The sequence below is a fragment of the Burkholderia pyrrocinia genome (assembly GCF_001028665.1).
Classification (GTDB): domain Bacteria; phylum Pseudomonadota; class Gammaproteobacteria; order Burkholderiales; family Burkholderiaceae; genus Burkholderia; species Burkholderia pyrrocinia.
Map to the genome: position 1 here is coordinate 513,362 of NZ_CP011503.1, position 22,618 is coordinate 535,979.

The following is a 22,618-nucleotide window of genomic DNA, read 5'->3' on the forward strand; positions in this document are numbered from 1 at the left end:
TCTGGGCTAAGGATGAAAGCCGCAATTATCCGCTATTTTTCCCGTGGCGGCGCGAGCGCTCCACCACGCGTGCGCAGCCTCCCGCCCTCTTCTCATCAAGAATGATCTTCGAACGCTCCCTCCAGCGCGAGCTTGCGTATACGGCTGGCGCCGTGTTCATGGTGCTGCTCACGATCATGCTCACGACGATGATGATCCGCATCGTCGGCTACGCCGCGTCCGGTGAAATCGATCCGCGGGACGTGCTCGTGCTGATCGGCCTGACCGTGATCGGCTACCTCGCCGTGATGCTCGTCGTCACGCTGTTCGTGTCGATCCTGTTCGTGCTGACCCGGTGGTACCGGGACTCCGAAATGGTGGTGTGGCTCGCGTCAGGCGTGAGCCTCACGCGCCTCATCAAGCCGATCGGCATGTTCGCCGCGCCGATCATCCTGCTGATCGCGTTCTTCGCGTTCGTCGGCTGGCCGTGGTCGAACCAGCAGAGCAAGCTGATCAAGGCACGCTTCCAGCAGCGCGACGAGATCTCGCTGCTCGCGCCGGGCCAGTTCCGCGAGTCGGCCGCGAACCATCGCGTGTTCTTCATCGAGAAGATGACGCCCGATCAGAGCAAGGTGCAGAACGTGTTCGTGACGTCGACCGAGAACGGCAAGGTCAACGTCGTCGTGTCGCAGACGGGTCATACTGAAACCACGAAGGACGGCGACCGTTTCGTCGTCCTGGAAGACGGCCGCCGTTACGACGGCACGCCGGGCCAGCCGAACTTCAAGATCATGGAGTTCGAGCGCTACGGCGTGAAGATCACGAGCAAGCCGGTCGTGAACGTGCAGACCACCAACAGCACGCCGACACCCGAGCTGCTGAGCAACCCGACGCGCGACAACCTCGCGGAATTCGCGTGGCGCGCGGGGCTGCCGCTGATCGCGCTCAACCTGATGGTGCTCGGCATCCCGCTCGCGTACCAGAACCCGCGCCGCAGCCGCACGATCAACCTCGTGATGGCCGTGCTGATCTACCTCACGTACTCGAACCTGCTGAACGTCGTGCAGGCGCAGATCGAGCAGGGCAAGATGTCGTTCGGCGTCGGCCTCGTCGGCCTGCACGCGCTCGTCGCGGCGATCGTCGCCGTCATCTTCTGGTTGCGCGTGCGCAATCGTCCGCTGTTTACACGCGCGCTGTTCGGCCGCTCGGGAGCATGATCGATGCGGCTCTATGAAAAGTACTTCGCGCGACAGATCTACGTCACGTTCGTCTTCATCCTGTTCGCGTTCTCGGGCCTGTTCTTCTTCTTCGACCTGATCAGCGAACTGAACTCGGTCGGGCACGGCAACTACAAGTTCGGCTACGCGGTGCTGCGCGTCGCGCTGCAGACGCCGTCGCGCTTCTACGAGATCATCCCGGTCGCCGCGCTGATCAGCGCGATCTACGTGTTCGCGCAAATGGCCGCGAATTCGGAATTCACGATCTTCCGCGTGTCGGGCCTCGCGACCAACCAGGCGCTGCGCTCGCTGCTGAAGATCGGCGTGCCGCTCGTGATCCTCACCTACCTGATCGGCGAATTCGTCGGCCCGTACGCCGACCAGTTGTCGGAGCGCGTGCGGCTGCAGGCGCTCGGTGCGTCGGTGTCGTCGAACTTCCAGTCGGGCGTGTGGGTGAAGGACACGCTCGCGGCCCGCGAAAACGGCGAACAGGTCACGCGTTTCGTCAACGTCGGCAGCCTGTCGCCCGACTCGACGATCAGCAACGTGCGCATCTACGAATTCGACTCGAAATTCCAGCTGCAGAACCTGCGGATCGCGCAGACGGGCCGCTACGAGCCGCCCGGTCACTGGCTGCTGACGGGCGTCACCGAAACGGAGCTCACGCCGATCAAGCCGATCAGCGGCCAGCCGGCCGACGCGCTGAACCCCGTCTACCGGTCGCAGCAGGTGTCGCTGCCCGAATACCGGCTGCGTTCGGACCTGACGCCGCAGATCCTGTCGGTGCTGCTCGTATCGCCGGAGCGCATGTCGATCTTCAACCTGTTCCGCTACATCCAGCACTTGCGCGAAAACCAGCAGGACACGCAGCGCTACGACATCGCGCTGTGGCGCAAGCTGCTGTATCCGTTCGCGGTGTTCGTGATGCTCGTGCTGTCGCTGCCGTTCGCATACCTGCACACGCGTGCGGGCGTGGTCGGCGTGAAGGTGTTCGGCGGCATCATGCTCGGCATGAGCTTCCAGCTGCTCAATACGCTGTTCTCGCACATCGGCACGCTGAACACGTGGCCCGCGCCGCTCACTGCTGCGACACCGGGCCTGATCTATCTCGCGCTCGGCCTGTTCGCACTCAAGTGGGTCGACCGGCACTGAGCGCCGCGTCACGACGGAGATTTCAACATGAGCTCGCACGGCATCGTCCTGTTCGGCCACGGCGCCCGCGATCCGCGCTGGGCCGAGCCGTTCGAACGGCTCGCCGCGCGGCTGCGCGGCGCCGGCTCCCCTGCTCCGCACGTGTCGCTCGCGTTCCTCGAACTGATGACGCCGTCGCTCGGTGAAGCCGTCGCCGCGCAAGTCGCAGCCGGCTGCGCGCGCATCACCGTGATACCGGTGTTCTTCGGCCAGGGCGGCCATGTCCGCCGCGATCTGCCGCAGCTCGTCGATGCATGCCGCGCCGCGCATCCGGGCGTCGAGATCCGCTGCGCGACGGCCGTCGGCGAAGACGACGGCGTGCTCGACGCGATCGCACGCTATTGCATCGACCAGATCGGCGACGACGCGTAAGCGAAACGGCGGCCCCAAATGAAAAAGCGCTGGCTTCTGCCAGCGCTTTTTTCGTTTCGGACTCCAGCCGGATTCCGCTCAGGCCGCATCCCGCAGCGGATCGCCCGTTTTCGCGTGCCGTGCGCGCTCGGCGAACGCGTCGCCGATCATCAGCAGGCTCGGTTCCGCGGGATCGAGCCACGCCTGCGCATCGCCCGCCGCCATCTGCGCGAGCGTCAGCGTCAGCGAGCGTTCGCGCGCGGTGCTGCACGCCTCGACGATCGCCACGGGCGTCGCCGGTGCACGGCCGGCGTCGATCAGTTCCTGCGCAATGCCGGGCGCGCTGTCGCGGCCCATGTAGTAGACGATCGAATCGGCGCGCGCGGCTTCGCGGATCTCGTCGCTGCCCGGCGCACGGCTGTGCGTCGCGAACGCGACGCTGCGCGACACGCCGCGCAGCGTCAGCGAACGCTTCAGCGTCGCCGCGCCGGCCAGCGCCGCGGTGATGCCCGGCACGACCTCGTAGTCGATGCCGGCCTCATCGAGCGCGCGCATTTCCTCTTCCGCGCGACCGAACAGCATCGGGTCGCCACCCTTCAGCCGCACGACGCATGCATGCTCGCGCGCCGCATCGACGATCTGCTTGTTGATGAAGTGCTGCGCGGTCGAGCGCTGCCCGCAGCGCTTGCCGACCGCGATCTTGCGCGCGTTCGGCGCGTAGTCGAGCATCGCGGGCTCGACAAGCGCGTCGTGCAGCACGACGTCGGCCTGCGCCAGCAACCGCGCGCCGCGCACCGTGATGAGGTCCGCCGCGCCCGGCCCTGCTCCGATCAGATACACCTTGCCCATGTTTGTCGCTTCGCTAGTCCTGCGGCCCGCGCCGCCGTATGGCGGCGCGGCTCGCCGCGCGGTTTGCCGATTACGCCGAGAACGCCCGGATCATGCCGGCGGCGACCGTGTGGTGCGTCGCCTCGTCGATCAGCACGAACGCGCCCGTGCCCGGATGCGCATCGTACGTGTCGCAGACGATCGGCTTCTGCAGCGTCAGTGCGACGCGGCCGATGTCGTTCATCTTCAGCTCGTGACGGTCGGTCGCGTGCGACAGCGTATGCACGTCGAGCACCTGCTTGACCGCGCCGATCTTGGCGAACACCGTGCTCGTGGTCTGCTTCAGCAGGTACTTGCGCTGCGGCGACAGCGGCGTTTCGTCGAACCAGCACAGGTCGGCCTCGAGCTTCCTGGCCGGCTCGACCGGCTCGGCGGTCGTGACGAACATGTCGCCGCGCGACACGTCGACATCCTGTTCGAGACGGATCGTCACCGTCTGGCCTGCGAACGCCTGCGGGACGGACGCGGTGCCGCCCGGCACCGGCGCGACGATCTCTGCGACCGTCGCGGTGCGGTTCGACGGCAGCACGACGATCTCATCGCCGACCTTCACTTCACCCGACTCGATACGGCCCATGTAGCCGCGGAAATCGTCGGCCGAGCTGCCGTCCTGGCGCGCGACCCATTGCACCGGGAAGCGCAGCGCGTCATGCGCCTGCGTCTCGACCGGCAGCGACTCGAGCACGTCGAGGAGCGGCTCGCCCGCGTACCACGGCATGCGCTCGCTCGCGCCGACGATGTTGTCGCCCTTCAGCGCCGACACCGGCACGAAGCGCACGTCGGTCAGGCCGAGCTGCTTCGCGAGCGTGACGTACGCGTCGCGGATCTCGTTGAACCGCGCCTCGCTGTAGTCGACGAGGTCCATCTTGTTGATCGCGACGATCACGTGCTGCAGGCCGAGCAGCTTGACGATCGCGCTGTGGCGCTTGGTTTGCGGCAGCAGTTGCACGACGCCGTTCTCGACCGTGATGCGCGTCGCATCGATCAGGACGATCGCCGCGTGCGCGGTCGACGCGCCTGTCACCATGTTGCGCGTGTACTGCTCGTGGCCCGGCGTGTCGGCGATGATGAACTTGCGCTTCGCGGTCGCGAAGTAGCGGTACGCGACGTCGATCGTGATGCCCTGCTCGCGCTCGGCCTCGAGGCCGTCGGTCAGCAGCGCGAGGTCGAGCTCGTCGCCGACCGTGCGCTTGTTCTTCGCGCGCGACAGCGCGGACAGCTGGTCGGACAGCACGGCCTTGCTGTCGTACAACAGGCGGCCGATCAGCGTGCTCTTGCCGTCGTCGACGCTGCCCGCGGTGATGAAGCGCAACACGCCGAGGTCTTCGGTATTTTCGATGATGCTCATGATGTGAATGTCCTCGTGTGCTTCAGAAATAACCTTGCTTCTTGCGCGTTTCCATCGCGGCTTCGGACGCCTGGTCGTCCATCCGGGTCGCGCCGCGCTCGGTGATCTCGGTCACCGCCGTCTCGGCGATGATCTTCTCAAGGTCGTCCGCATCGCTCTCGACCGGGCACGTGCAGCTGATGTCGCCGACCGTGCGGAAGCGCACCTGCGCGAGCTCGCTCGTCTCGCCCTCGCGCATCGGCGTGAGCGGCGTGACGGGCACCAGCAGCCCGTTGCGGCGCACGATCTCGCGTTCGTGCGCGTAGTAGATCGACGGCAGTTCGAGGTTCTCGCGCGCGATGTACTGCCACACGTCGAGCTCGGTCCAGTTCGAGATCGGGAACACGCGAAGGTGCTCGCCTTTATGCAGTCGCGCGTTGAAGAGGCTCCACAGCTCGGGGCGCTGCGCCTTCGGGTCCCACTGGCCGAATTCGTCGCGGAACGAGAAGATGCGCTCCTTCGCACGTGCCTTCTCTTCGTCGCGGCGCGCGCCGCCGATCAGCGCGGTGTAGCCATGCTGCTCGATCGTCTCGAGCAGCGTGACGGCCTGCGCGGCGTTGCGCGAATCGGTTTCGCGGCGCAGCACGACCGTGCCGCGCTTGATCGAATCCTCGACGTGGCCGACGACCAGTTCGGCGCCGAGCTCCTGCGCGCGGCGGTCGCGGAAGTCGATCACTTCGTCATAGTTGTGGCCCGTGTCGATGTGCACGAGCGGGAACGGCAGCGACGTCTTGCGGTTCGCGCCGAGGCCGAACGCCTTCAGTGCCAGATGCAGCACGACGACCGAATCCTTGCCGCCCGAGAACAACAGCGCCGGCTTGCTGCATTCGGCGACCAGTTCGCGCAGGATGTGGATCGACTCGGCTTCGAGCCAGTCGAGGTGGCCCATGCGGCTGTCGCCGCCGGTGGCCGGGGCAAAGGCGGATTGCTCGAGCGTCGTGCTCATGATTTCAGTCCTTCTTCTGGGTTCGTGCCGCCCGCTGTCGCAGGCGGCGCAATATTCAGTTTCTTGTGAGGCGTTCAGTGCGCGGCGCCGGCTTCGGCGGTCGCGGGAATCGGCGTGATCGTGATGTGCAGCCCGCATTCCTTCGTATCGCGCGACTCCCACCACCAGCGGCCCGCGCGGCTGTCCTCGCCGGGGCGGATCGCGCGCGTACAGGGCTCGCAGCCGATGCTCGGGTAGCCGCGCGCATGCAGCGGGTTGACCGGCACGTCAAACGCACCAAGGTACGCCCATACGTCGGCTTCGGTCCAGTCGGCGAGCGGATTGTACTTCGCGATCCCGCGCGCTTCGTCCTGCTCTTCCTCGTGCAACTCGGCACGCGTGACCGACTGTTCGCGGCGCTGGCCCGTCACCCACGCGCCGACGTCGGCCAGCGCGCGGTTCAGCGGCTCGACCTTGCGGATGTGGCAGCACGACTTGCGCAGCTCGACGCTCTCGTAGAACGCGTTCAGGCCGTGCTCGGCGACGTACTGGTCGACCGCATCCTGCTGCGGGTGGAACTGCTCGATTTCGTAGCCGTAGCGCTCGCGCACGCGGTCGATCATGCCGAGCGTCTCCGCATGCAGGCGGCCCGTGTTCAGCGAGAAGATGCCGATCGACACGCCCTTCGACAGGATCGCATGCGTGAGCAGCATGTCTTCCGCGGCAAGGCTGCTCGCGAACTTCACCTTCTCGTGACGTGCGCCGATCTGCGCAAGCAGCGCGTCGAGGCGCTCGACCTTCGCGGCGAGTTCCGGGGTCAGCGCGGTGGCGGTCGCGGTGCTCATGCGCCCACCTTGGCGTCGGGCGTCGCTACGTCGGTCACGGCGGCGCGGCGGCGGAACAGCGGCGCCGGCTCGTCGAACGCGCCCTGGTAGCGCTGCGTGAATTCCGTGAAGGCATTCAGCGCGTCGCGGATGTCCTTGTCGGCGCGCACCGCGAATGCGTCGAAGCCGCAACGCGACATGTACAGCAACTGATCGCGCAGCACGTCGCCGATCGCGCGCAGCTCGCCCGTCCAGCCGTAACGCTCGCGCAGCAGGCGCGCGATGCTGTAACCGCGGCCGTCCGCGAAGCGCGGGAAGTCGACTGCGATCAGCGAAATCGCGCCGAAATCGGCCGCGAGATCGGCCGGCTCGCTGTCCGGCGCGAGCCACACGCCGAGTTCGTCCTTCGTCTTCGCGGCAACGAGCGCCGTACGCTCGGCCTGCCACCACGCGAACGGCACCAGCACCTTGCCGGCCGGCAATGCGTCGACCGCGGGCAGTGCACCGTCTTCCGCCGCGCGCACGACCTGCCATGCATCGTCGATCACTGCGCGGTTCTTGATAATCGAAGCCATCTGCTAATTCCTTCTACCCGGTTGGTTACGCGTTCACCGTCTGGCGCGCCGCATACACGCGCTCCTTGAACGGCGCGATGCCGATGCGATCGTACGTGTCGATGAAACGCTCGCCGTCGACGCGCGATTCGACGAACGTGTCGATCAACTTCGCGATCACGCCCGGCACTTCGTCCGCGGAGAACGACGGCCCGATCACGCGGCCGAGGCGCGCGCCGTCGCGGCCCGTGCCCTGCTCGCCGCCGAGCGACACCTGGTACCACTCGGAACCGTCCTTGTCGACGCCGAGGATGCCGATGTTGCCGACGTGGTGATGGCCGCACGAGTTCATGCAACCGGAAATGTTCAGCGACAGGTCGCCGAGGTCGTACACGTAGTCGAGATCGTCGAAACGCTGCTGGATCGCCAGCGCGATCGGGATCGACTTCGCGTTCGCGAGCGAGCAGAAATCGCCGCCCGGGCACGCGATGATGTCGGTCAGCAGACCGATGTTCGGCGTCGCGAAACTGGCCGCCTTCGCCTTTTCCCACACCGCGAACAGGTCGCGCTTCTTCACGTTCGCGAGGATCAGGTTCTGCTCGTGCGACACGCGCAGCTCGCCGAACGAGTATTCGTCGGCCCAGTCGGCAACCAGCTCCATCTGCCGGTCGGTCGCGTCGCCCGGGGCCACGCGATGATCCTTCAGCGACAGCGTGACGGCCGCGTAGCCCGGCACCTTGTGCGGCGCGACGTTACGCTCGACCCAGCGCGCGAACGCCTTGTTCTCGAGCAGGTGCTGTTCGAACGATGCGTCGGTGTCGGCCAGCTTCTCGTAGACGGGCGGCTGGAAATACTGCGACACGCGGTCGAGTTCGGCCTGCGTGAGCGTCGACGGGCCGTCCTTCAGGTGCTGCCACTCTTCCTCGACCTGCTGCGCGAACTTCGCGGGCGACAGCGCCTTCACGAGAATCTTGATGCGGGCCTTGTACAGGTTGTCGCGGCGGCCGTAGCGGTTATACACGCGCAGCACGGCTTCGCAGTACGTGAGCAGGTGCTGCCACGGCAGGTCTTCCTTGATCACCGCACCGACGATCGGCGTCCGGCCGAGGCCGCCGCCCGCGAGGACGCTCGCGACGACTTCGCCCTGCGCGTTCTTCTTCAGGTACACGCCGAGGTCATGGATCTGCACGGCCGCGCGGTCGTGCTTCGAGCCCGACACGGCGATCTTGAACTTGCGCGGCAGCCACGCGAATTCGGGATGGAACGTCGACCACTGGCGCAGGATCTCCGACCACGGACGCGGATCGATCTCCTCGTCCTGGGCGACGCCCGCGAACTGGTCGGCCGTGATGTTGCGGATGCAGTTGCCCGACGTCTGGATCCCGTGCATCTGCACCGACGCGAGCTTCGCGAGGATCTCGGGCGTGTCTTCCAGCTGGATCCAGTTGAACTGGATGTTCGAGCGGGTCGAGAAGTGGCCGTAGCCGCGGTCGTGCTCGCGGGCGATGCGCGCCAGCATCCGGAGCTGGTCGCTGCGCAGGTTGCCGTACGGAATCGCGATGCGGTGCATGTACGCGTGGCGCTGCATGTACAGGCCGTTCTGCAGACGCAGCGGACGAAACTCCTCTTCGCTCAACTCGCCCGACAGGCGGCGGCGCACCTGATCGCGGTACTGCGCGACACGCTCGTCGACGATCGTCTGGTCGTATTGGTCGTACTGATACATTCGGGGACCCCAGGGGTTTTCGTGGTGACCGCGCGACGTCCTAGCCACGTCGCGCCCGAATCTCCGTTCCACCGTCACTGCCGCCGGCCATTCCGCTGCCGGGTGGATTGCTAATGACGAAAACAGATATCCATATTTGAAAAACTCCGGTGAATCGTAATAAACTCGCCTTATATTTCAAACGACTAAAAAATTCTGTTGATATGCGGAAGGGTTATAAATGAACCTGCACCAATTTCGCTTCGTGCGCGAGGCCGTCCGGCAGAATTTCAACCTCACCGAGGCCGCCAAGGCGCTCTACACGTCGCAACCGGGGGTATCGAAGGCGATCATCGAGCTCGAGGACGAGCTCGGCGTGGAGATCTTCACGCGGCACGGCAAGCGCGTGCGCTCGCTCACCGAGCCGGGCAGGATCATCCTCGCGTCGGTCGAGCGGATCCTGCAGGAGGTTGAAAGCCTTAAAAGGGTCGGAAAAGATTATGCCGCACAGGACCAGGGCAACCTGACCATCGCGGCCACCCACACGCAGGCCCGCTACTCGCTGCCGGCCGCGATCGCCGAATTCAAGAAGCGCTTCCCGAAGGTGCACCTGTCGATCCTGCAGGGCAGCCCGACGCAGGTGGCCGAGATGGTGATCCACGACCAGGCCGATCTCGCGATCGCCACCGAGGCGATCGCCGACTACAAGGAACTCGTGTCGCTGCCCTGCTTCCAGTGGCATCACGCGGCCGTCGTGCCGGCCGATCATCCGCTGCTCGAACGCAAGCCGCCGTCGCTCGACGATCTCGCGCAATATCCGCTGATTACGTACGACGACGCGTTCGCGGGCCGCAAGAAGATCAACCAGGCGTTCGCGCTGCGCGGGCTGTCGCCGGACATCGTGCTCGAGGCGATCGACGCCGACGTGATCAAGACCTATGTGGAGCTCGGCCTCGGCGTCGGCATCATGGCCGACATCGCGTTCAATCCCGAGCGCGACCGCAACCTGCGGCTGATCCCGGTCGGCCACCTGTTCGGCAGCAACGTGACGCGCGTCGCGCTCAAGCAGGGCGCCTATCTGCGCAGCTATGTGTATACGCTCGTCGAACTGCTGTCGCCGACGCTGAACCGCAAGCTGATCGAGCAGGCGCTCAAGGGCGAAGCCGAATCGTACGAGCTGTAAGCGCCCCCGGACCTGTCGCTTCGCACCAGGCTCTCCGAGGGGGTCATCCCCCAAGGGGACTTCCTTCGGGGCGGAAAACCTGGGGCGGCCCGGCGTGTTCTTGAGACCCGCGTGTATAAACACCGGGGGCGCATATCGCGCCCCTTTTTGCTGCCCGACGGAGATTCCCGCATGACGCTTCCCGCCCTGTTGCGCCGCGCCGCCGGCGCTGCCCTCGTACTGGCCTGCGCAGCCGCGCATGCCGACCTGAAGATCGGCGTCGACCTGTCGTCGACCGGGCCGGCCGCCGCGATCGGCATCACGAGCAAGAACGCGATCCTGATGTGGCCGAAGACGATCGCCGGGCAGCCCGTGCAGGTGACCGTGCTCGACGATGCGTCCGACCCGGGCACCGCCGTACGCAACATCCGCAAGCTGGTCGACGAGGATCACGTCGACGTCGTGGTCGGGCCGAACGTCACGCCGGCCGCGCTCGCGGCGCTCGACGCGGTGGCCGCCGGGCAGACGCCGATGATCACGCTGGTCGGCTCCGGCGCGATCGTCGAGCCGCAGGAAGGCGCGCGCACCTGGGCGTTCAAGATGGCGCAGAGCGACCGCGCGATGGCCGACGTGATGACGCGCTACATGGCGAACCACGGCGTGAAGACGGTCGGCTTCATCGGCTTCGCGGACAGCTACGGCGACAGCTGGCTGAACGAGTTCACGCGCTTCGGCGACCTGCGCAAGATCCGCGTCGTCGCGACCGAGCGCTTCAACCGCACCGATGCGAGCGTCACGGGCCAGGCGCTGAAGCTGATCGCGGCGAAGCCCGACGCGATCCTGATCGCGGGCTCGGGCACGCCGGCCGTGCTGCCGCAGCGCACGCTGATCGAACGCGGCTACAAGGGCGCGATCTACCAGACGCACGGGATCGCGACGCCGGAATTCATCAAGCTCGGCGGCAAGGACGTCGACGGAACACTGTTCCCGACCCAGCCGGTCGTCGTCGCACGCACGCTGCCGGCCGACCATCCGGCCCGCAAGGCCGCGCTCGCGTTCGTCGACGCGTACGAGGCGAAGTACGGCGCCGGCACCGTCACGCAGTTCGCGGGCGACGCGGCGGGCGTCTACCCGCGCCTCGCCGACGCGGTCGGCCGCGCACTGAAGACCGCGCAGCCCGGCACGCCGGCGTTTCGCGCGGCGCTGCGGCGGGAACTCGAACGGGCGCACGAACTCGTCGTGCCGAACGGCGTCGTCAATTCCAGCGACAAGGATCATGTGGGGCTCGACCAGCGGGCAAGCGTGATGGGGATCGTGAAACAGGACCGGTTCGTCTACCTGAGCCAGTAACTCGCGCGCCGGCAACCGGGTGGCTTGCCCGGCATCCGGATTTCCGCCATAATCCGCGTTTCGCCGCGCACAATCGCATGCGCGGCCAGGAACAAGCCCAGGTGGTGAAATTGGTAGACGCAGGGGACTCAAAATCCCCCGCCGCAAGGCGTGCCGGTTCGATTCCGGCCCTGGGCACCAGAATTTCGCAGCGTCATGCGCTGCACCTGTCGAAACCCGCGCAAGCTCACCGCTTCGCGGGTTTTTTTGTTGTTGCCGCACGCAACGTGCCCCGCAACGCATGCCCTCGCGCGGCGGTCCAAGCATCAGGGAACGCAGCACGGAGGCAGGCCATGTCCACGCGCGCCATTTCAAGCCCGATTTGCCGCGGCGTGCTCGCCGCGGTTCTGTCGCTCATGCTGGGCGGATGCGACGTGCTGAGCGCGCCGCCCGTGCCCGACTGGCCGGGGCCGCATGCGCCCTATCCGTTCCCGGACAACATTCCCCATCGCACCGAATGACCGGACCACCGCCCGGCCGCCTTTCGCCGTGCAGGCTCAGGCCATCAGCTCGCGGACGAAGTCGAGAAACACCCGCACCTTCGCGGAAACGAGGTTCGACGCGTGGTGATACGCATAAAGCGGGAACGTCTCGTCCGCCCACTCCGGCAGCAGCAGGACCAGCCGCCCGTCGGCGAGGATGTCCCGCGCGTAGAGTTCCAGCAGTTGCGCGACGCCCGCGCCGCCGAGGCAGGCGCCGAGCAGCGCGCCCGTGTCGTTGACCATCAGCCGGCCGCCGGCGTCGAACGACACCACCTCCTTGCCGCGATGGAAGACCCATTCGAACGGCCGCCCCGTTACCGGATCGCGGATCAGCACGCAACGATGCCCGTCCGCGAGATCGTGCGGATGCCGCGGTTCGCCGTGACGCGCGACATAAGCCGCCGACGCGCAGGTGAGCACGCGCGTCTCGAGCAGCAGCCGCGCGCGGTATGACGACGGCTCCGGAATGCCGAAGCGCACCGCCACGTCGAAGCCGTCGGCGACGAGATCGCCCATCCGGTCGCGCACGCTGATTTCGACGGACAGCTCGGGGAAACGGTCGAGGAATTCCGCCATCCGCGGCGCCAGCACGTAGTGGCCGAAGGTGCCGTCCACGTTGACCCGCAGCCGCCCCCTGACGCGCGCCCTGGAACGGCCGGCGTCGACCGCCGCCTCCTCGATGCCGGCCAGCAGCGGCGCGACCGCCTCGTAAAAGCGCCGCCCTTCGTCGGTCAACGTGATCGCGCGCGCCGTCCGGTTGAAGATCCGGATGCCGACGCGCTCTTCCAGCCGCGCGACGGCGCGACTCACGGCCGGCTGGGTCAACCCCATCGCCTCGCCCGCGCGCGCGAAGGTGCCGGCCTCGATCACCGCCGAGAGCACGCCGATACCGCTCAGGAGCCTGCTGTCGAATGCCATGAGACATACTTTCAGTCATTCTTGATCTGATCATTATTCATTATTTTTATTGATCGAGGAAGCCTACATTGGTCCTGTCGCCGGCTCGCACGGCACTCACGAACCAAGGAGCAGGACATGAGCACAACGGAAAAGGTCGCCCTCGTCACGGGTTCATCGCGCGGCATCGGCGCGGAAATCGCCTGCCGTCTCGCCCGGGACGGTTTCAGGGTCGTCGTGAACTATGCCGGCAGCGCCGGCCCCGCGCGGGACGTGGTCGACGCGATCGTCGCCGACGGCGGCGAAGCCGTCGCGGTGCAGGCGGACGTCGCCGACCCGGCGGCGACCGCCGCACTGTTCGACGCGGCCGAGCGCGCGTTCGGCCGCGTCGACGTGGTAGTCAACAGCGCGGGCGTCATGAAGCTCGCCGCCATCGCCGACGTCGACGACGCGACCTTCGACCAGACCGTCGCGATCAACCTGAAGGGCACGTTCAACGTCAGCCGCGAGGCGGCGAAGCGCGTGCGCGACGGCGGCCGCATCGTCAACCTGTCGTCGAGCGTGATCGGCATGCGCCTGCCGACCTACGGCGTGTACATCGCGACCAAGGCGGCCGTCGAAGGCCTGACGCAGGTGCTCGCCCAGGAGATGCGCGGCCGCGGCATCAGCGTGAACGCGGTCGCGCCGGGGCCGGTCGCGACCGAGCTGTTCCTGCAGGGCAAGAGCCCCGAACTCGTCGACCGGATGGCGAAGATGAACCCGCTGGAGCGGCTCGGCCAGCCCGGGGACATCGCCGGCGTCGTCGCGTTCCTCGCCGGCCCCGACGGCGCGTGGGTCAACGGCCAGGTCCTGCGCGCCAACGGCGGCATGTGCTGACGGACCGCGTTAAAGGGTTGCCAGCCGCAGCCCGCCCCCCTCCTCGCCGCGCTCGAACCCGCGGACGCCGATGCCGGCGCCGTCGCGACGGCGATTGCCGATCTCGTCGCCGCGCCGGCCGGCAAGCGCCCGTACCGCGTGTTCGTCGACCCGTCGCAAGACGGCGCGGAGGAAGTGTTCCGCGTCGGCGATCGTATCCGCCGCGAGATGTTCCGGAACATCGGCCTCGACGACCTGCTCGCACCCCGCGTCCTCGCTTGATCCGCTGCGCGCCGGGCCGGCCGGCGCGCGTCAGTCGCGCTCGCAGAACCCGAGGATCGCGTCCGCGACCGCCGCCGACGCCTCGCGCTGCGGAAAATGCCCGACGCCGTCCAGCACCTGCCGCGCGTAGCGCCCGGCGAACAACCGTTCGCGCCCGGCCGAACTGTCCGGGTGGTTGACGGCATCCGCGCCGCCGTGCAGCACGAGCGTCGGCACCGACAGCACGGGCGACGGATTCAGCCGCGCGTCGTCGTCGGCATAGGCCGGCGCACCCGGTGCGAAACCCCAGCGATGCCGGTACGAATGCAGCACGACGTCGATCCAGTCGGGCCCATCGAACGCGGCAGCGGCCGCATCGAAATCGCTGTCGCGATACCAGCCGGGCGGCGACCACGTGTCCCACATCGCGCGGGCAAACGCGCGGCAATCGTCGCGCAGCGCCTGCTCGCCGCGCGGCGTCGCCATGAACCAGTGATACCAGTAGTTGCGCGCCTGCTGCAGCGACAGCGGCTGACCGGGATCGTTGGTGCCGTACCCGACCGACAGCATCACCAGATGCGATGCGACGCCGTCGCGCAGCCCGCACGCGTTCGCGACCGCGCGGGCGCCCCAGTCGTGCCCGACCAGCACGGGCCGCTCGACGCCGAGCACATCGACGAATTCGAGCAGGTCGCGCCCGAGCGCCGCGAGCTGGCCGCTGCGCGGCACGGTTGCGTCGCGAAAGCGCGTCGGCTCAAAGCCGCGCAGCGCGGGCGCGAGTACGCGGTAGCCGCGCGCGGCCAGCGCCGCCGCCACGGCCTCCCAGCCGACCGGGCTGTCCGGCCAGCCGTGCAGCAGCACGGCCACGCGTTCGCCGCGCGGGTTCCATTCGAGATAGGCGATATCGAGCGACGCGGTCGTCGCATGCGCATAGGCAGTCATCGTGTTCTCCGTCGGGTCAACTTGAGCAGACGATGGTAGGCTCGCCTTTCATCACGATTCACGGAGTATCATTATTCATTCTTAGAATATTGCGTTGAATCGACCGATGGAACCACTGACCGACCCCGCGTCGACCTCGCTCGACATCGCGCTGCTGCGCACCTTCCTCGAAGTCGTCGACAGCCGCGGGTTCGCGCCGGCCGCGGAACGCCTCGCGCTGACGCCGTCGGCCGTCAGCGGCCACATCAAGCGGCTCGAACAGGCGGCCGGCACCGTGCTGCTCGCGCGCACGACGCGCCGTATCGCGCTCACGCCGGCCGGCGACACGCTGTATGCGTACGCGCGCAACATCGTCGACATGGAGCGCGAAGTGCGTGCGAGGCTGCGCGGCGCGCCGGCGCAGGGTCGGCTGCGCGTCGGCGCATCGGAGGATTTCGCGGGTGCGTGGCTGCCGCAGGTGCTGCGCACGTTCCGCGATCGCCACCCGCGCACGTCGATCGAGCTGAAGGTCGGGATCACCGCGTCGCTGCTGCGCGAGCAGACGCTCGGCCGGCTCGATGTCGTGTTCGGCAAGCAGTGCCGACAGGTCGACGCGCCGGGCGAATTGCTGTGGGAAGAGCCGCTCGTGTGGGCATTCGCGTCGGACCGCACGCTCGACGCCGACGGCGAAGTGCCGCTCGCGCTGTTTCCGGAACCGTGCGTCTATCGTGACGCCGCCGTATCGGCGCTCGCCGCCGCGCTGCGGCCGTTCCGCGTGCTGTTCGAGAGCAACAGCATGGCCGGCTGCGTGTCGGCCGCACTCGCGGGCTTCGCAGTCACCGTGCTGGCGCGCAGCCAGTTGCGCGACGGGCTGCGCGCATGCGGGCCGCAGGACGGCCTGCCCGCGCTGCCGGCCGCACGTTTCTACGCGTTCACATCGAAGCCGGACGGCGTCGGCGCGGCGCTGATCGAAGCGGTGCGGGAAGTCGGGCGCAACCGGCAGTTCGCGGCGCTGGCCGACTGAATGAAACACGCGCGACGGTATGCGACGCACACCAGCCGCCCCGATCAGTCGCCTTCCGCGCCCTTCCCGGCCGCTGCCCCCGTCAACGCGTCCGCCATCAGCTCCCCGAACCAATCGACGAACGCATTGAGCCGGCGCGACCGGTGCCGCCGGTGCGGATACACGGCCGACACGTCCATCGGCTCGGCGCGGTGGCCGGGCATCACATCGACGAGCGCGCCGCTGTCCAGCAGATGCTCGACGTCGAACCGCGGAATCTGGATCAGCCCCATCCCCGCGATGCAGCCGGCGATATAGGTTTCGGCGTTGTTGACGATCACGCGGCTCGGCAGCGTCAGCATGTGCCGCTCGCCGTCCACGCAGTATTCCCACCCGAGCTCGCGCCCGGTCGTCGGCGACGCATAGCCGATCGCCCAGTGCCCGTGCGCGAGCGCATCCGGATGCTCGGGCACGCCGCATTCGCGCAGGTAGTCGGGGCTCGCGCAGTTGATCAGCGTGAACTGCCCGAGCGGCCGCACGACGAGGCTGCTGTCGGCAAGCCGCCCGACGCGGATCGCGCAGTCGACGCCCTCCTGCACGAGGTCGATCGAACGGTCCGTCGAGCCGAGCGACAGTTGCAGCTTCGGGTAGCGGCGAAACAGCGACGGCAGCGCGGGCGCGACCACGCGGCGCGCGATCCGGCTCGGCACGTCGACATTCAGCCGCCCGACCACGTCGCGGTCGCGGCGGCGGAACAGTCGGTCGAGCTCGTCGGCCTCCGCGAGCAGGCGCCGCCCGCGTTCGAGCAGCAGCACGCCGTCGGCGGTCAACTGCACCTGGCGCGTCGTGCGGTGCAAGAGGCGCGTGCCGAGCCCCGCCTCGAGCTGCTGCACGGCCGCCGACACGGTCGCGCGCGGCACGTCGAGCGCATGCGCGGCCTTGATGAAGCTGCCCATCTCGGCAACCTGCAGGAAGATTCTGACCTGATCCAGCTTGTCCATCGGCGAGGAACGTGGGTTCGGACGGCCGTCGCCGCCAGCCATCGCGCATCGCGACAGTATCCGGCGGCACAGAGAAAACGGGCGCGCGGCTGCGCGCCCGTCCATTGTCCACGCAATCTGCCCATTGCGGTGCGCCGCGCGCCCGCGGCGGCGGCCGGCGCGGCACGGTATGTGACCGCTTGTCCGGTCGGTTACTTGGTCGTATAGCCGCCGTTGATCAGGATCGTCTGGCCCGTGATCCACCAGCCGTCGGTCACGAGATGGCGGATGAACGGCACGACGTCCTCGATGTCGGTCAGGCCCGTCTTGCTGAACGGCGACAGCGCGGCCGCCGTCTTGTGATACGCGACCGCATCGGCGCCTTCGGCCGGATAGAAGAACGGCGTGTCCATCGGGCCGGGACCGACGGCCGTCACCGAGATCCCGCGTGCGCCGTACTCCTTCGACGCCGCGCGCGTGAAGTGCTCGACCGGCGCCTTCGATCCTTCGTACGCCGCATAAAACGGCGTGAACGCGCCGAGCAGCGACGTCACGAGCGTGACGAGCTTGCCGTGATCCTCGAGGTGCCGCCCCGCTTCCTTGATGAAGAAGAACGCCGACTTGCTGTTGACCGCGAACATCTCGTCGTACTCGGCTTCGCTGATCTCGGTGAACGGCTTCTTCAGCACCTTGCCGACCGTGTTGATCGCGATGTCGATCTTGCCGAAGCGCTGCTGCGCGTCGTCGAACAGCTTCTCGACCGCGGCGGCCGTCGTCAGGTCGGCCTGGAACGTTGCGGCCTCGGCACCGGCCGCGCGCACCGCGGCGGCCGTCTCCTCGGCCTGCGCCTGCGACGCCGCGCTGTTGTAGTGAATCGCCACCGCCTTCGCGCCGTGGCCCGCCAGGTCCCGCGCGATCAGGCCGCCGAGATTCTTTGCGCCGCCTGCGATCAGGACGACCTTGTCTGCGAGCGTGTGAGTTGCCACGGTTGACTCCTTTTTTCGTTGAACGAAGCTTGGAGTGTAGGCACGTGCGGCACGTCGGTCAGCCGGTCGCGGCTGGATGGATTATCCAGAAAATCGATCCAATCGGAACGTCGTAGCGTGATCTGCCGCACCGACAACGGAGCCGGAATCCGCTCGCGGCGGCGCGTCCGCCGGCCGGCTCAGCGCGCGTACAGCGCCGCGTCGATCTTGCCGAGCAGCCACTGCATGCCGGCCAGATGCTGCTGGTCGTGGCTGCACAGGTAATGGACGAGCCCGCGCACGGTCAGCGAACCGTAGCCGTCGAACTCGCCGACGCGCTCGAACTGTTCGGGCGTGAGGCGCGACACGAGATTCAGCGTCTCGCGTCGCGCTTCGCGAATCGCCGTGAGCACGTCGGACGCATACGCATCGTTGTAGCGGCGCTCGATCGCGAGCGCGTCGCCGTCGATCGACTCGAGCAGCGGCCGATCTTCGTCGAGCATCCGCCGCAGCCGCACGTGATAGCCGTCGATTTCGATGTCGCGCACATGGCAGAGCTGCCCGAGCGGCGAGAAGTGCTCGCTCGGGATCCCGGCCCAGTCGTCGGGCGTCCAGCGCGCATAGCCGTCGGGCACGGCCGCGAAATGGGCTTCGAGCAGACGGGGGAAATCGGCGAGTGCATCGAGCGTCGTCGGATTCATGCGGGAAACTCCCTGCCGGATAAGGGCGGCGGCAGCCCTGGCACGGGCCTGCCGCCGCCGTTGCGTCACTTCACGCTGAAGCCGTACGCTCCCTGCGTGCGGTGCCCGTCGGTCGCGACGGCCACCCATTTCACCGTATAGGCGCCCGTGCCGACCGCCGTGAGCGGCACCGTCGTCCGCTTGCGGTTCGACGCATCGATGCGCGCCTTGCCGTCCGACACCGTCTTGCCGTCGCCGTCGACGACGACGATCGAGCTGAACGCCGGCTCCAGCGGCTCGGTGAAGTCGATCGTGACGGCGGCTGGTGCGGCGGTCAGCACCGCACCCGCCGCCGGATCGCTCTTCGCGAGATGCGCATGCGCGAACGCGGCCGACGAAACGGTCGCGGCAAGGATGACGGCGGCAGCCTTGCGGCCGAACGGGAACGAATCGAAATGCATGGACTTTCCGTGAAAAATGAACGAGCACCGCGCGCTGCGCGGCGTTCCGGCAGCTTACCAGCGCAAGCGTGTCCATGCCGGTCGCGCGCAGCTTGATAGAATGCGCGCGCTATGGATCTCGAAAGCATTCTCTACACCCAGGGCTTCGGCTCGCGCCGCCAGTGCCGCGGCCTGATCGAAGCGGGCCGCGTCGCCATCGCCGGCGCCAGCGCGACCGACCCCGACGCGACGTTCGACACCGATGGCCTCATGTTCTCGGTCGACGATACGGCCTGGCCGTTTCACGCGCACGCGTATCTCGCGCTCAACAAGCCGGCCGGCTACGAGTGTTCGCGCGATCCACAACACCATTCAAGCGTGTTCAGCCTGCTGCCCGCGCCGCTCGTCGCGCGCGGCGTGCAGTGCGTCGGCCGTCTCGACCAGGACACGACAGGCCTGCTGCTGCTGTCCGACGACGGCCAGTTCGTGCACGCGTACACGTCGCCGAAGCGCAAGGTGCCGAAGACCTACGTGGCGACCGTGCGCCATCCGCTCGACGACACGCAACTGCATGCGCTGCGCACCGGCGTGCAGCTCCACGGCGAGCCGAAGCCGATCGCGGCCGTCGCCGCCGACGCGCGCGACACGCACGCGCTCGCGCTGACCGTCCTCGAAGGCAAGTATCACCAGGTGAAACGCATGGTCGCGGCGGCGAGCAACCGCGTCGAGCTGCTGCACCGCGAAAGCATCGGCGGCTTCGCGCTGCCGGACGACCTCGAACCCGGCGCGTGGCGGTGGCTCGATGACGCCGACCTTTCAGCGCTGCGCAATCCCGTCAAAACCCTGTAAGGGAAAATCCGCACGACCGTTCGATGCCCGGCCGCGTCTCGGCCGCACGATCCCCCGCTATACTCGAATCACAAGCTGTACGAGCAGCGATGCAGGGGAGACATCATGAACATCAACCATTCTTTCGAACTGTCGTACGTGATGATCGCGTTCGCGATCGTCGGTGTCATCGTGATCGGCGGGCTGCTGGCCGCGATGCACCTGAAGCACAAATATCATCCGAACCTGATTGGCGCGCTGATCGGCGCGCTGCTGTGCTTCCTGCTGATCGAGGCGTTACCGGCGCTGACCTGACGCGCTGCCCGGCGCGAGCGTTTGAAGGAAATCGTCTACGGTCGGATAACGCAACGTCACGCACAATTCGGCCTTGAGCCGTGCGTTGGACAGGCGCCGCGACTCGCGCATGAACGACAGCAGCGTCGGTTCGAGCTGACGCTCGGCGTCCGCGCGGCTGATGCGCGGCGGCCGCGGCAGGCCGAGCGCCTGCGCGACCCGGTCGAAATACTCCCCCATCCGCAGTTCGCTGTCGTCCGACGCGTGCACGGCGCGCGCCGGCCTGCCGCGCTCGGCCGCGCGGCGCAGGATGGCCGCGAGGTCGTCCGCGTGGATGTGGTTCGTATAGACATCGTCGGCCGGCTCGAGCGCCGGCGTGCCGCGCTCGAGCCGCGCGACCGGCAGACGGTTCGCCGCGTAGATGCCGGGAATGCGCACGATGCGCGCGGACAGCACGCCGCGCACCGTCGCCGCGCGCAGTTGCCGCTCGGCCGACACGCGCCGGAACGCGCGCGGATTCGCGGGACGCAGCGGGTGTGTTTCGTCGATCCGCGCCCCGCCGCAATCGCCGTATACGCCCGTCGTGCTCGCGTAGACGAGCCTCGGCGCACGAAGACCGTCGGGTACAATACGCGCTGCCCGAACGGGCGCGCCGGCCTGTCGGGCAGCGGCGCGCAGCGTTCGGAGCCGGCCGACCGCCGGGGCCGGCGGCCCTGCTGGCCGTCGCATGGGCACGGTCGTTGCGGCGATCAGCGCACGCGTGCGCCGGTCGTCGCGGCCGTCGGACTGCGGCGGCGCGAGATGCAGGATCGTGCGGGCCAGACCCGCGAGGCGGCCGAGCGTCGCCGGGCGATCGAGGTCGCCGACGATCGGCGTCGCGCCCGCGGCACGCAGTTCGTCGCGGCGGGCCGGGTGGCTCGTCAGCGCGAAGATCCGCAGGTTGCGGCGCGTGTCGCGCCATTGCGCGACGCAGCGCATGCCGACGTCGCCGCAGCCGACGATCAGTGCGCGCGGCCGGCGCAGGATTCGTGTCGCGATCATGTTGGTTGCGAAATCAGTAGCCACCGTTGCGCGACGCGCAACGGGTTTGCATTGTAGCTGCCGTGCGCGACATGCACGGTCCCCACATTTTGTTCTAGTTTGGTTCTATGGCATTCAACGTCACTCTCAAGCAAAGCGGCCGGCAATTCCAGGTCGAGTCGGACGAAACCGTGCTGGCGGCCGCGCTGCGCCAGAACGTCCATCTGCCGTACGGCTGCAAGAACGGCGCGTGCGGCTCCTGCAAGGGCCAGATCGTGTCGGGCCAGATCGAGCAGGGCCCGCATGCCGCGTCCGCGCTGTCCAATGACGAGCGCACGCGCGGCCTCGCGCTGCTGTGCTGCTCGAAGGCGCAATGCGATCTCGAGATCGACGTGCGCGAAATCGCCGGCGTCGACGGCGTGCAGGTCAAGAAGCTGCCGTGCCGGATCGCCGCGCTCGAGCGCAAGGCCGACGACGTGATGGTCGTGAAGCTGCAGTTGCCCGCCAACGAACGCCTGCAGTATCTCGCGGGCCAGTATGTCGAGTTCATCCTGAAGGACGGCTCGCGCCGCAGCTACTCGATGGCGAACGCGCCGCACGAGGAAGGCCCGATCGAGCTGCACATCCGCCACATGCCGGGCGGCAAGTTCACCGACCACGTGTTCGGCGCGATGAAGGAGCGCGACATCCTGCGCTTCGAAGGCCCGCTCGGCACGTTCTTCCTGCGCGAGGATTCCGACAAGCCGATCGTGCTGCTTGCATCGGGCACGGGCTTCGCACCGATCAAGGCGATCATCGAGCACGTGAAGCACCGCGGCATCACGCGCCCGATGACGCTCTACTGGGGCGCACGCCGCAAGAAGGACATCTACCTCGGCGAGCTCGCCGAGCAGTGGGCGCGCGAGATCCCGAACTTCAAGTACGTGCCGGTGCTGTCCGAGCCCGACGACGCCGACCAGTGGACGGGCCGCACGGGCTTCGTCCATCGCGCGGTGATCGAGGACCTGCCCGATCTGTCGGCCCGTCAGGTGTACGCGTGCGGCGCGCCGGTGATGGTCGAATCCGCGCAGCGCGACTTCACGCAGCACCACGCACTGCCGGCCGACGAGTTCTACGCGGACTCGTTCACGAGCGCAGCCGATCTCGCGCATCCGGTCTGAGACCCGCCGCCCGCGCGCCGCACTGCACGCCGCGATGTCACATTCGTGGCATCGCGGCGGTTTACAGTGGGGCGCGGGATGCCTTATGCTTGCGCACATGAACCGCTTCCTGTCCGCTCTCCGACGTCGCCGCTCGCCGCTCCGCCCGGATGCCGCAGGCTCGTCACGGACTCGCGCGTAACCCCCACACTGCTTCACCGGTTACGCACAAGCTGTTCGAACTCACCAGCCACGGCCTTCCGTGGCTTTTTTATTGCCCG

General features: G+C 67.7%; 24 protein-coding genes, 1 tRNA gene and 1 pseudogene. 13 read left to right on the forward strand and 13 right to left on the reverse strand.

All coding sequences use genetic code 11. The features are described 5' to 3' along the window. The first annotated feature begins 101 nt into the window (after positions 1 to 101). Genes lptF through ABD05_RS02395 form a run of 3 tightly spaced genes read left to right on the forward strand, consistent with a single transcriptional unit; the run spans position 102 to position 2,759 of the window. Complete coding sequence (lptF, locus tag ABD05_RS02385; RefSeq protein ID WP_047898789.1) at positions 102 to 1,196, forward strand: LPS export ABC transporter permease LptF; 1,095 nt, start codon at positions 102 to 104, stop codon at positions 1,194 to 1,196. A gap of 3 nt (positions 1,197 to 1,199) precedes the next feature. Next, the gene (gene lptG, locus ABD05_RS02390; protein ID WP_047898790.1) at positions 1,200 to 2,348 is read left to right on the forward strand and encodes an LPS export ABC transporter permease LptG; all 1,149 of its coding nucleotides are present in this window, start codon (positions 1,200 to 1,202) and stop codon (positions 2,346 to 2,348) included. Positions 2,349 to 2,375: 27 nt separating this feature from the next. Next, the gene (locus tag ABD05_RS02395; RefSeq protein WP_047898791.1) at positions 2,376 to 2,759 is read left to right on the forward strand and encodes a sirohydrochlorin chelatase; all 384 of its coding nucleotides are present in this window, start codon (positions 2,376 to 2,378) and stop codon (positions 2,757 to 2,759) included. Positions 2,760 to 2,837: 78 nt separating this feature from the next. On the opposite strand, the gene cobA is transcribed toward ABD05_RS02395, so the two are convergent. From cobA to ABD05_RS02425, 6 genes are all read right to left on the reverse strand, one after another. Beyond that, positions 2,838 to 3,587: a uroporphyrinogen-III C-methyltransferase gene (cobA, locus tag ABD05_RS02400; protein WP_047898792.1), complete on the reverse strand. Its 750-nt coding sequence runs from the start codon at positions 3,585 to 3,587 to the stop codon at positions 2,838 to 2,840. Positions 3,588 to 3,657: 70 nt separating this feature from the next. Then, a complete protein-coding gene (locus ABD05_RS02405; protein ID WP_047898793.1) occupies positions 3,658 to 4,974 on the reverse strand; it encodes a sulfate adenylyltransferase subunit 1 in 1,317 nt (438 codons plus the stop codon). Positions 4,975 to 4,996: 22 nt separating this feature from the next. After that, a complete protein-coding gene (gene cysD / locus ABD05_RS02410) occupies positions 4,997 to 5,959 on the reverse strand; it encodes a sulfate adenylyltransferase subunit CysD (protein ID WP_047898794.1) in 963 nt (320 codons plus the stop codon). A 74-nt stretch (positions 5,960 to 6,033) separates the two neighbouring features. Then, positions 6,034 to 6,783 carry a phosphoadenylyl-sulfate reductase gene (locus ABD05_RS02415; RefSeq protein ID WP_047898795.1) on the reverse strand — a complete coding sequence of 250 codons (750 nt, stop codon included), beginning with the start codon at positions 6,781 to 6,783 and terminating at the stop codon, positions 6,034 to 6,036. Further along, positions 6,780 to 7,337 (reverse strand): DUF934 domain-containing protein, encoded by a 558-nt coding sequence (locus ABD05_RS02420; RefSeq protein WP_047898796.1) that lies wholly within the window; start codon positions 7,335 to 7,337, stop codon positions 6,780 to 6,782. The genes ABD05_RS02415 and ABD05_RS02420 overlap by 4 nt, the downstream gene beginning before the upstream one ends. Before the next feature lie 25 nt (positions 7,338 to 7,362). Continuing rightward, complete coding sequence (locus tag ABD05_RS02425; RefSeq protein ID WP_047898797.1) at positions 7,363 to 9,042, reverse strand: nitrite/sulfite reductase; 1,680 nt, start codon at positions 9,040 to 9,042, stop codon at positions 7,363 to 7,365. A gap of 220 nt (positions 9,043 to 9,262) precedes the next feature. Between ABD05_RS02425 and ABD05_RS02430 the strand changes: the two genes are divergently transcribed. From ABD05_RS02430 to ABD05_RS38550, 4 genes are all read left to right on the forward strand, one after another. Continuing rightward, positions 9,263 to 10,204, forward strand: a complete 942-nt coding sequence (locus tag ABD05_RS02430; protein ID WP_047898798.1) for a CysB family HTH-type transcriptional regulator — start codon at positions 9,263 to 9,265, stop codon at positions 10,202 to 10,204. A 171-nt stretch (positions 10,205 to 10,375) separates the two neighbouring features. Further along, complete coding sequence (locus ABD05_RS02435; RefSeq protein WP_047898799.1) at positions 10,376 to 11,533, forward strand: ABC transporter substrate-binding protein; 1,158 nt, start codon at positions 10,376 to 10,378, stop codon at positions 11,531 to 11,533. A gap of 95 nt (positions 11,534 to 11,628) precedes the next feature. Beyond that, a tRNA-Leu gene (locus tag ABD05_RS02440) sits at positions 11,629 to 11,713 on the forward strand. 152 nt (positions 11,714 to 11,865) lie between these two features. Then, complete coding sequence (locus ABD05_RS38550; protein WP_167347840.1) at positions 11,866 to 12,033, forward strand: hypothetical protein; 168 nt, start codon at positions 11,866 to 11,868, stop codon at positions 12,031 to 12,033. 36 nt (positions 12,034 to 12,069) lie between these two features. On the opposite strand, the gene ABD05_RS02445 is transcribed toward ABD05_RS38550, so the two are convergent. Beyond that, positions 12,070 to 12,972, reverse strand: a complete 903-nt coding sequence (locus ABD05_RS02445; RefSeq protein WP_047898800.1) for a LysR family transcriptional regulator — start codon at positions 12,970 to 12,972, stop codon at positions 12,070 to 12,072. A 117-nt stretch (positions 12,973 to 13,089) separates the two neighbouring features. On the opposite strand from ABD05_RS02445, the gene ABD05_RS02450 reads away from it, so the two are divergent. Next, the gene (locus ABD05_RS02450) at positions 13,090 to 13,827 is read left to right on the forward strand and encodes an SDR family oxidoreductase (protein ID WP_047898801.1); all 738 of its coding nucleotides are present in this window, start codon (positions 13,090 to 13,092) and stop codon (positions 13,825 to 13,827) included. Next, positions 13,721 to 14,088, forward strand: a pseudogene (locus tag ABD05_RS39505) (oxidoreductase); the annotation flags it as partial. The gene ABD05_RS02450 and the pseudogene ABD05_RS39505, both read left to right, overlap by 107 nt. A 30-nt stretch (positions 14,089 to 14,118) precedes the next feature. Here the strand turns inward: ABD05_RS39505 and ABD05_RS02455 are convergent. After that, entirely contained in the window at positions 14,119 to 15,009 is an 891-nt protein-coding gene (locus tag ABD05_RS02455; protein WP_047898802.1) for an alpha/beta fold hydrolase, read from the reverse strand. Positions 15,010 to 15,115: 106 nt separating this feature from the next. Here ABD05_RS02455 and ABD05_RS02460 point away from each other — a divergent pair, with 106 nt between their 5' ends. Further along, complete coding sequence (locus ABD05_RS02460; protein ID WP_047898803.1) at positions 15,116 to 16,012, forward strand: LysR family transcriptional regulator; 897 nt, start codon at positions 15,116 to 15,118, stop codon at positions 16,010 to 16,012. Positions 16,013 to 16,056: 44 nt separating this feature from the next. On the opposite strand, the gene ABD05_RS02465 is transcribed toward ABD05_RS02460, so the two are convergent. The 4 genes from ABD05_RS02465 to copC all read right to left on the reverse strand — a co-directional run bounded on the left by ABD05_RS02465 (position 16,057) and on the right by copC (position 19,077). After that, positions 16,057 to 16,992, reverse strand: a complete 936-nt coding sequence (locus ABD05_RS02465) for a LysR family transcriptional regulator (RefSeq protein WP_047898804.1) — start codon at positions 16,990 to 16,992, stop codon at positions 16,057 to 16,059. 191 nt (positions 16,993 to 17,183) lie between these two features. After that, positions 17,184 to 17,957: an SDR family oxidoreductase gene (locus tag ABD05_RS02470; RefSeq protein ID WP_047898805.1), complete on the reverse strand. Its 774-nt coding sequence runs from the start codon at positions 17,955 to 17,957 to the stop codon at positions 17,184 to 17,186. Between the two features lie 179 nt (positions 17,958 to 18,136). Further along, a complete protein-coding gene (locus ABD05_RS02475) occupies positions 18,137 to 18,637 on the reverse strand; it encodes a DinB family protein (protein WP_047898806.1) in 501 nt (166 codons plus the stop codon). Between the two features lie 65 nt (positions 18,638 to 18,702). Beyond that, positions 18,703 to 19,077, reverse strand: coding sequence for a copper homeostasis periplasmic binding protein CopC (gene copC / locus ABD05_RS02480; protein WP_047898807.1), 375 nt, complete (start codon positions 19,075 to 19,077; stop codon positions 18,703 to 18,705). A gap of 111 nt (positions 19,078 to 19,188) precedes the next feature. Between copC and ABD05_RS02485 the strand changes: the two genes are divergently transcribed. Together ABD05_RS02485 and ABD05_RS02490 are read left to right on the forward strand one after the other, a co-directional pair. Continuing rightward, positions 19,189 to 19,905, forward strand: a complete 717-nt coding sequence (locus tag ABD05_RS02485; RefSeq protein ID WP_047898808.1) for a pseudouridine synthase — start codon at positions 19,189 to 19,191, stop codon at positions 19,903 to 19,905. 105 nt (positions 19,906 to 20,010) lie between these two features. Continuing rightward, complete coding sequence (locus ABD05_RS02490; protein ID WP_047898809.1) at positions 20,011 to 20,199, forward strand: hypothetical protein; 189 nt, start codon at positions 20,011 to 20,013, stop codon at positions 20,197 to 20,199. Here the strand turns inward: ABD05_RS02490 and ABD05_RS02495 are convergent. Further along, on the reverse strand, positions 20,182 to 21,219 hold the full coding sequence (locus ABD05_RS02495) for an NAD-dependent epimerase/dehydratase family protein (protein WP_047898810.1): 1,038 nt from the start codon (positions 21,217 to 21,219) through the stop codon (positions 20,182 to 20,184). The two genes, ABD05_RS02490 and ABD05_RS02495, sit on opposite strands and share 18 nt — an antisense overlap. Positions 21,220 to 21,326: 107 nt before the next feature. Here ABD05_RS02495 and ABD05_RS02500 point away from each other — a divergent pair, with 107 nt between their 5' ends. Continuing rightward, a complete protein-coding gene (locus ABD05_RS02500) occupies positions 21,327 to 22,358 on the forward strand; it encodes a CDP-6-deoxy-delta-3,4-glucoseen reductase (protein WP_047898811.1) in 1,032 nt (343 codons plus the stop codon). The last annotated feature ends 260 nt before the right edge of the window (positions 22,359 to 22,618 follow it).

Bases quoted from the DNA above. Each gene is read 5' to 3' on its own strand.
- lptF (WP_047898789.1), top strand. From the start codon at position 102: ATGATCTTCGAACGCTCCCTCCAGCGCGAGCTTGCGTATACGGCTGGC.
- lptG (WP_047898790.1), top strand. From the start codon at position 1,200: ATGCGGCTCTATGAAAAGTACTTCGCGCGACAGATCTACGTCACGTTC.
- ABD05_RS02395 (WP_047898791.1), top strand. From the start codon at position 2,376: ATGAGCTCGCACGGCATCGTCCTGTTCGGCCACGGCGCCCGCGATCCG.
- cobA (WP_047898792.1), bottom strand. From the start codon at position 3,587: ATGGGCAAGGTGTATCTGATCGGAGCAGGGCCGGGCGCGGCGGACCTC.
- ABD05_RS02405 (WP_047898793.1), bottom strand. From the start codon at position 4,974: ATGAGCATCATCGAAAATACCGAAGACCTCGGCGTGTTGCGCTTCATC.
- cysD (WP_047898794.1), bottom strand. From the start codon at position 5,959: ATGAGCACGACGCTCGAGCAATCCGCCTTTGCCCCGGCCACCGGCGGC.
- ABD05_RS02415 (WP_047898795.1), bottom strand. From the start codon at position 6,783: ATGAGCACCGCGACCGCCACCGCGCTGACCCCGGAACTCGCCGCGAAG.
- ABD05_RS02420 (WP_047898796.1), bottom strand. From the start codon at position 7,337: ATGGCTTCGATTATCAAGAACCGCGCAGTGATCGACGATGCATGGCAG.
- ABD05_RS02425 (WP_047898797.1), bottom strand. From the start codon at position 9,042: ATGTATCAGTACGACCAATACGACCAGACGATCGTCGACGAGCGTGTC.
- ABD05_RS02430 (WP_047898798.1), top strand. From the start codon at position 9,263: ATGAACCTGCACCAATTTCGCTTCGTGCGCGAGGCCGTCCGGCAGAAT.
- ABD05_RS02435 (WP_047898799.1), top strand. From the start codon at position 10,376: ATGACGCTTCCCGCCCTGTTGCGCCGCGCCGCCGGCGCTGCCCTCGTA.
- ABD05_RS38550 (WP_167347840.1), top strand. From the start codon at position 11,866: ATGTCCACGCGCGCCATTTCAAGCCCGATTTGCCGCGGCGTGCTCGCC.
- ABD05_RS02445 (WP_047898800.1), bottom strand. From the start codon at position 12,972: ATGGCATTCGACAGCAGGCTCCTGAGCGGTATCGGCGTGCTCTCGGCG.
- ABD05_RS02450 (WP_047898801.1), top strand. From the start codon at position 13,090: ATGAGCACAACGGAAAAGGTCGCCCTCGTCACGGGTTCATCGCGCGGC.
- ABD05_RS02455 (WP_047898802.1), bottom strand. From the start codon at position 15,009: ATGACTGCCTATGCGCATGCGACGACCGCGTCGCTCGATATCGCCTAT.
- ABD05_RS02460 (WP_047898803.1), top strand. From the start codon at position 15,116: ATGGAACCACTGACCGACCCCGCGTCGACCTCGCTCGACATCGCGCTG.
- ABD05_RS02465 (WP_047898804.1), bottom strand. From the start codon at position 16,992: ATGGACAAGCTGGATCAGGTCAGAATCTTCCTGCAGGTTGCCGAGATG.
- ABD05_RS02475 (WP_047898806.1), bottom strand. From the start codon at position 18,637: ATGAATCCGACGACGCTCGATGCACTCGCCGATTTCCCCCGTCTGCTC.
- copC (WP_047898807.1), bottom strand. From the start codon at position 19,077: ATGCATTTCGATTCGTTCCCGTTCGGCCGCAAGGCTGCCGCCGTCATC.
- ABD05_RS02485 (WP_047898808.1), top strand. From the start codon at position 19,189: ATGGATCTCGAAAGCATTCTCTACACCCAGGGCTTCGGCTCGCGCCGC.
- ABD05_RS02490 (WP_047898809.1), top strand. From the start codon at position 20,011: ATGAACATCAACCATTCTTTCGAACTGTCGTACGTGATGATCGCGTTC.
- ABD05_RS02495 (WP_047898810.1), bottom strand. From the start codon at position 21,219: ATGATCGCGACACGAATCCTGCGCCGGCCGCGCGCACTGATCGTCGGC.
- ABD05_RS02500 (WP_047898811.1), top strand. From the start codon at position 21,327: ATGGCATTCAACGTCACTCTCAAGCAAAGCGGCCGGCAATTCCAGGTC.